Here is a 6,399-nt window from a genome sequence, read left to right on the forward strand (position 1 = left end):
ACGCCCGCGGTCCTTCGAGCTTTCCACTCCCGTCACGCGCCGTCCATACGAAGGACCCGATCCCCCCGCCCACCGGCCCGCCCGGCGTCCGTCCACCGGCCGTCCACCCAGGGGGACAGGGTGCCCGGCCGTCACCCACGCGCGCGCGTGGCTACGATGGGCCAGCCGGTGGCCAGCAGGGGCCGCGGCCACACCGACCGTCGGGAAGGCCATGCTGAACAAGTACGCGCGTGCATTTTTTACGCGTGTCCTCACACCGTTCGCCGCGTTTCTCATCCGCCGGGGCGTCAGCCCGGACACGGTCACGCTGATCGGCACCGCCGGTGTGGTCGCGGGAGCGCTGGTCTTCTACCCCCTGGGTGAGTTCTTCTGGGGCACGGTCGTGATCACGCTCTTCGTCTTCTCCGACCTCGTCGACGGCAACATGGCCCGCCAGCTCGGCCGCTCCAGCCGCTGGGGCGCCTTCCTGGACTCCACCCTGGACCGGGTCGCCGACGGCGCGATCTTCGGCGGCTTCGCCCTCTGGTACGCCGGTGGCGGCGACGACAACGTGCTGTGCGCCGTGTCGATCTTCTGCCTCGCCAGCGGCCAGGTGGTGTCGTACACCAAGGCGCGCGGCGAGGCGATCGGCCTGCCCGTCGCCGTCAACGGACTCGTCGAGCGCGCCGAGCGGCTCGTCGTCTCCCTGGTCGCCGCCGGCTTCGCGGGGCTGCACAAGTTCGGCGTGCCCGGCATCCAGTACCTGCTTCCCGTCGCCCTGTGGATCGTCGCCGTCGGCAGTCTCGTCACGCTCGTCCAGCGCGTCGTCACGGTCCGCCGCGAGGCCGCCGAGGCGGACGCCGCCGCGCAGGAGGACCAGGGCACCGAGGCGGCCAAGTGAGCACTCGGGACCGCCTGTCCGACGGCCTGTACGGCGCCGGCTGGAGCACCGTGAAGAAGCTGCCCGAGCCGGTCGCCGCACGGCTCGGCCGCACGGTCGCGGACGTCGCCTGGAAGCAGCGCGGCACGGGCGTGCGCCGGCTGGAGAGCAACTACGCGCGCGTGGTGCCGGACGCGAGCCCCGAACGGCTGGCCGCACTCTCCCGCGCCGGCATGCGCTCGTACCTGCGCTACTGGATGGAGTCCTTCCGGCTCCCGGCCTGGAGCCGCGAGCGCGTCGAGGCGGGTTTCGCCCCCGAGGACCTGCACCACCTCACCGACGGCCTGGACGCGGGCAAGGGCGTGGTCCTGGCCCTCCCGCACCTGGCCAACTGGGACCTCGCCGGCGCCTGGGTCACCACCAAGCTGGGCATCCCCTTCACCACGGTCGCCGAGCGCCTCAAGCCGGAGACCCTCTACGACCGCTTCGTCGCCTACCGCGAGGGCCTCGGCATGGAGGTCCTCCCGCACAGCGGCGGCACGGCCTTCGGCACGCTGGCCCGGCGGCTGCGCGACGGCGGCCTGGTCTGCCTGGTCGCCGACCGCGACCTGTCCGCCTCCGGCGTGGAGGTCGACTTCTTCGGCGAGACGGCCCGGATGCCGGCCGGCCCCGCTCTGCTGGCGCTGCAGACCGGCGCGCGGCTGCTGCCGGTGACGCTCTGGTACGACGACTCGCCCGTCATGCGGGGCCGGGTCCACCCGCCGGTCGAGGTGCCCGGGTCGGGCACCCGCGCGGAGAAGACGTCCGTCATGACACAGGCGCTGGCCGACGCCTTCGCCACGGGGATCGCCGACCACCCGGAGGACTGGCACATGCTCCAGCGCTTGTGGCTGAAGGACCTCGACCCCGCCAAGGCGCCCCCGGCGGCCGAGGGGCAGGGCGCCGCGTGAGGATCGGCATCGTCTGCCCGTACTCCTGGGACGTGCCGGGCGGCGTCCAGTTCCACATCCGGGACCTCGCCGAGTACTTCGTCCGCCTCGGCCACGAGGTCTCCGTCCTCGCCCCCGCCGACGACGACACCCCGCTGCCCCCGTACGTCGTCTCCGCCGGCCGCGCGGTGCCGGTGCCGTACAACGGCTCGGTGGCCCGGCTGAACTTCGGCTTCCTGTCGGCGGCCCGGGTGCGGCGCTGGCTGCACGACGGCGCCTTCGACGTCATCCACATCCACGAGCCGACCTCGCCCTCCCTGGGGCTGCTCACCTGCTGGGCGGCGCAGGGCCCGATCGTGGCCACCTTCCACACCTCCAACCCGCGCTCCCGCGCGATGATCGCCGCGTACTCGATCCTCCAGGCCGCCCTGGAGAAGATCAGTGCGCGGATCGCGGTGAGCGAGTACGCCCGACGCACCCTCGTCGAGCACCTGGGCGGGGACGCCGTCGTGATCCCCAACGGCGTCGACGTCGACTTCTTCGCCGGCGCCGAGCCCAAGCCCGAGTGGCAGGGCGACACGATCGGCTTCATAGGGCGCATCGACGAGCCCCGCAAGGGCCTGCCGGTGCTGATGCGGGCGCTGCCGGGGATCCTCGCCGCCCGGCCGCAGACCCGGCTGCTGGTCGCGGGCCGCGGCGACGAGGAGGAGGCCGTGGAGAGCCTGCCGAAGGAGCTGCGCTCCCGCGTGGAGTTCCTCGGCATGGTCAGCGACGAGGACAAGGCCCGCTTCCTGCGCAGCGTCGACCTGTACGTGGCGCCCAACACCGGCGGCGAGAGCTTCGGGATCATCCTGGTCGAGGCCATGTCGGCGGGCGCGCCCGTGCTCGCCTCCGACCTGGACGCCTTCGCCCAGGTCCTCGACCAGGGAGCGGCCGGAGAGCTGTTCCCCAACGAGAACGCCGACGCGCTCGCCGACGCGGCCGTGCGGCTGCTGGCCGACCCGCGGCGCCGGGCCGAGCTGCGGGAGCGGGGGAGCGCGCACGTACGGCGCTTCGACTGGTCGACCGTCGGCGCCGACATCCTGTCCGTCTACGAGACGGTCACCGCGGGCGCGGCGGCGGTGGCCACGGACGACCGGGCGACGGGGCTCAGGGCGCGCTTCGGACTGGCGAGGGACTGAGGGCCGGGCAGGCCGTCCCGACCGGACCGGGCAGGCTGTCCCGACCGGGCCGGGTAGGCCGTCCCGACCGGGCCGGGTAGGCCGTCCCGACCGGGCCGGGTAGGCCGTCCCGACCGGGCAGCCCGTCCCGACCGGGCCGTGACGGCCCGTCGGCGTCCCGGGGGAGACGGGACGTGCGGCCGGCGGACCACGCGCGGGGCCGCCCCGGCGTGGCGCCGCCCCCAGGGCACTGCGCCCTCCCCGCGGAGCGCCCCCGTAGGCTTGCGGCCCGTGACCGCAACCCTGATCTGGATCCTGGTCGTCCTCGTCGCGATCGGCCTGTACCTGAGCTGGACGGCAGGGCGGCTGGACCGGCTGCACGCCAGGATCGACGCCGCCCGCGCCGCACTCGACGCACAGCTGCTGCGCAGGGCGTCCGTGGCCCAGGAACTGGCCACCTCCGGCGTCCTCGACCCGGCCGCCTCCATCGTGCTGTACGAGGCCGCACACGCCGCGCGGCAGGCCGAGGAGGAGCAGCGGGAGGTGGCCGAGAGCGAGCTGAGCCAGGCCCTGCGGGCGGTCTTCGCCGAGCCCCAGCAGGTGGACGCGCTGCGGGAGGCCCCCGGTGGCGTGGAGGCCGCCCACGAACTGGCCGAGGCCGTGCGGCGCGTCCCGATGGCCCGGCGCTTCCACAACGACGCGGTGGGCGCCGCCCGCAGGCTCCGCGAGCACCGCAAGGTGCGCTGGTTCCGCCTGGCCGGGCACGCGCCCTTCCCGCTGGCCTTCGAGATGGACGACGAGTCGCCGGCGGCCCTGGTGGAGCGGGCCGCCTGACGAACCGCCCGACGGCAACCGCCGGCCCCGCGCCGAAAACGATCCACCGCCTCCTCATTGGCCCTTGCTGTGGCCTGGTCGCGTCGCGTTTCCTCAGAGCTGCACAAGTCCCCTTCCCCGCAGCGAGGTACCCCGTGTCCAGCACGCTCTCCGAGAACCAGGCCCCCGAGACCGGCACCGCCCGCGTGAAGCGCGGCATGGCCGAGCAGCTCAAGGGCGGCGTGATCATGGACGTCGTCACGCCGGAGCAGGCGAAGATCGCCGAGGACGCGGGCGCCGTCGCCGTCATGGCCCTGGAGCGCGTCCCGGCCGACATCCGCAAGGACGGCGGCGTGGCCCGTATGTCCGACCCGGACATGATCGAGGGCATCATCGGCGCGGTCTCCATCCCCGTGATGGCCAAGTCCCGCATCGGCCACTTCGTCGAGGCCCAGGTCCTGCAGTCCCTCGGCGTGGACTACATCGACGAGTCCGAGGTCCTCACCCCGGCCGACGAGGTCAACCACAGCGACAAGTTCGCCTTCACCACCCCCTTCGTCTGCGGCGCCACCAACCTCGGGGAGGCCCTCCGCCGCATCGCCGAGGGCGCCGCGATGATCCGCTCCAAGGGCGAGGCCGGCACCGGCAACGTCGTCGAGGCCGTCCGCCACCTGCGCCAGATCAAGAACGAGATCGCCCGCCTGCGCGGCTACGACAACAACGAGCTGTACGCCGCCGCCAAGGAGCTGCGCGCCCCCTACGAGCTGGTCCGCGAGGTCGCCGAGCTGGGCAAGCTCCCGGTCGTCCTCTTCTCCGCCGGTGGCGTCGCCACCCCGGCCGACGCCGCGCTGATGCGCCAGCTCGGCGCCGAGGGCGTCTTCGTCGGCTCCGGCATCTTCAAGTCCGGCGACCCGGCCAAGCGCGCCGCCGCCATCGTGAAGGCGACCACCTTCTACGACGACCCGAAGATCATCGCGGACGCGTCCCGCAACCTGGGCGAGGCCATGGTCGGCATCAACTGCGACACCCTCCCCGAGACCGAGCGCTACGCCAACCGCGGCTGGTAAGGCACCCGATCCGATGAGTGACACCCCCGTCATCGGCGTCCTGGCCCTCCAGGGCGACGTACGGGAGCACCTCGTGGCCCTGGCCGCGGCCGACGCCGTGGCCAGGCCGGTGAGGCGCCCCGAAGAACTCGCCGAGGTGGACGGCCTGGTCCTGCCCGGCGGCGAGTCCACCACCATCTCCAAGCTGGCCGTCCTCTTCGGAGTGATGGATCCCTTGCGCGCGCGCGTGCGCGACGGCCTGCCCGTCTACGGCACCTGCGCCGGCATGATCCTGCTGGCCGACAAGATCCTCGACCCGCGTTCCGGGCAGGAGACGGTCGGCGGCATCGACATGATCGTGCGCCGCAACGCCTTCGGACGGCAGAACGAGTCCTTCGAGGCGGCCGTCGCCCTCGAGGGCGTGGCGGGCGACCCCGTGGAGGGCGTCTTCATCCGCGCTCCCTGGGTGGAGTCCGTGAGCGCCTCCGTCGAGGTGCTCGCCGAGCACGACGGCCACATCGTCGCGGTCCGCCAGGGCAACGCGCTCGCCACGTCGTTCCACCCGGAACTGACCGGCGACCACCGGGTGCACCGGCTCTTCGCCGACATGGTGCGCGCGAACCGCGCGGCTCGGTCCTTGTAGGATTCCTGCGTTCGTTGCAGAGATGGGTTACGCGAAGGAGACAGGCAGATGTCCGGCCACTCTAAATGGGCTACGACGAAGCACAAGAAGGCCGTGATCGACGCCAAGCGCGGCAAGCTCTTCGCGAAGCTGATCAAGAACATCGAGGTCGCGGCGCGCATGGGCGGCGTCGACATCGAGGGCAACCCGACGCTCTACGACGCCATCCAGAAGGCGAAGAAGCAGTCGGTCCCGAACAAGAACATCGACTCCGCGGTCAAGCGGGGCGGCGGCCTCGAGGCCGGCGGTGCCGACTACGAGACGATCATGTACGAGGGCTACGGCCCCAACGGCGTCGCGGTGCTCATCGAGTGCCTCACCGACAACCGCAACCGCGCCGCCTCCGACGTCCGCGTCGCCATGACCCGCAACGGCGGCTCCATGGCCGACCCCGGCTCGGTGTCGTACCTGTTCAACCGCAAGGGCGTCGTCATCGTCCCCAAGGGCGAGCTGAGCGAGGACGACGTCCTCGGCGCCGTCCTGGACGCGGGCGCCGAGGAGGTCAACGACCTCGGCGAGACCTTCGAGGTCCTCAGCGAGGCCACCGACCTGGTCGCCGTGCGCACCGCCCTCCAGGACGCCGGCATCGACTACGAGTCCGCCGACGCCAACTTCGTCCCGACCATGCAGGTCGAGCTGGACGAGGAGGGCGCCCGGAAGATCTTCCGCCTCATCGACGCCCTGGAGGACAGCGACGACGTGCAGAACGTCTTCGCCAACTTCGACGTGAGCGACGAGGTCATGGAGAAGGTCGACGCGTAGCGCCGCGGCGCACACGACGGCCGCGGGGGGGGGGGGGGGGGGGCCCCCCCCCCCCCCCCCCCCCTGGTGGGTGCCCCACCACCCCCCCCAAAAAAAACTACCACAGAAAGGAAAGGAGTCTTCCTGGGGGTGGGCTAAGTGTTGCACC

7 protein-coding genes are annotated in these 6,399 nt (G+C 72.5%); all 7 read left to right on the forward strand.

Going from position 1 to position 6,399, the window contains the following annotated elements; all coding sequences use genetic code 11:
• Window positions 1-211 precede the first annotated feature (211 nt).
• The 7 genes from pgsA to AC07FV_RS22815 all read left to right on the forward strand — a co-directional run bounded on the left by pgsA (window position 212) and on the right by AC07FV_RS22815 (window position 6,251).
• On the forward strand, window positions 212-880 hold the full coding sequence (pgsA, locus tag AC07FV_RS22785) for a phosphatidylinositol phosphate synthase (RefSeq protein ID WP_383645967.1): 669 nt from the start codon (window positions 212-214) through the stop codon (window positions 878-880).
• Window positions 877-1,809, forward strand: a complete 933-nt coding sequence (locus AC07FV_RS22790; RefSeq protein WP_479089150.1) for a phosphatidylinositol mannoside acyltransferase — start codon at window positions 877-879, stop codon at window positions 1,807-1,809. Before pgsA ends, AC07FV_RS22790 begins: the two co-directional genes overlap by 4 nt.
• A complete protein-coding gene (locus tag AC07FV_RS22795; protein WP_479089151.1) occupies window positions 1,806-2,969 on the forward strand; it encodes a glycosyltransferase family 4 protein in 1,164 nt (387 codons plus the stop codon). Before AC07FV_RS22790 ends, AC07FV_RS22795 begins: the two co-directional genes overlap by 4 nt.
• 270 nt (window positions 2,970-3,239) lie before the next feature.
• Window positions 3,240-3,782 carry a LemA family protein gene (locus AC07FV_RS22800; RefSeq protein WP_479089152.1) on the forward strand — a complete coding sequence of 181 codons (543 nt, stop codon included), beginning with the start codon at window positions 3,240-3,242 and terminating at the stop codon, window positions 3,780-3,782.
• A 134-nt stretch (window positions 3,783-3,916) separates the two neighbouring features.
• A complete protein-coding gene (gene pdxS, locus AC07FV_RS22805) occupies window positions 3,917-4,828 on the forward strand; it encodes a pyridoxal 5'-phosphate synthase lyase subunit PdxS (RefSeq protein ID WP_053128068.1) in 912 nt (303 codons plus the stop codon).
• A 13-nt stretch (window positions 4,829-4,841) separates the two neighbouring features.
• The gene (pdxT, locus tag AC07FV_RS22810) at window positions 4,842-5,450 is read left to right on the forward strand and encodes a pyridoxal 5'-phosphate synthase glutaminase subunit PdxT (protein ID WP_479089153.1); all 609 of its coding nucleotides are present in this window, start codon (window positions 4,842-4,844) and stop codon (window positions 5,448-5,450) included.
• Between the two features lie 48 nt (window positions 5,451-5,498).
• Entirely contained in the window at window positions 5,499-6,251 is a 753-nt protein-coding gene (locus AC07FV_RS22815; RefSeq protein ID WP_383645957.1) for a YebC/PmpR family DNA-binding transcriptional regulator, read from the forward strand.
• The last annotated feature ends 148 nt before the right edge of the window (window positions 6,252-6,399 follow it).

This window comes from Streptomyces sp. NPDC045956, from assembly GCF_056430705.1.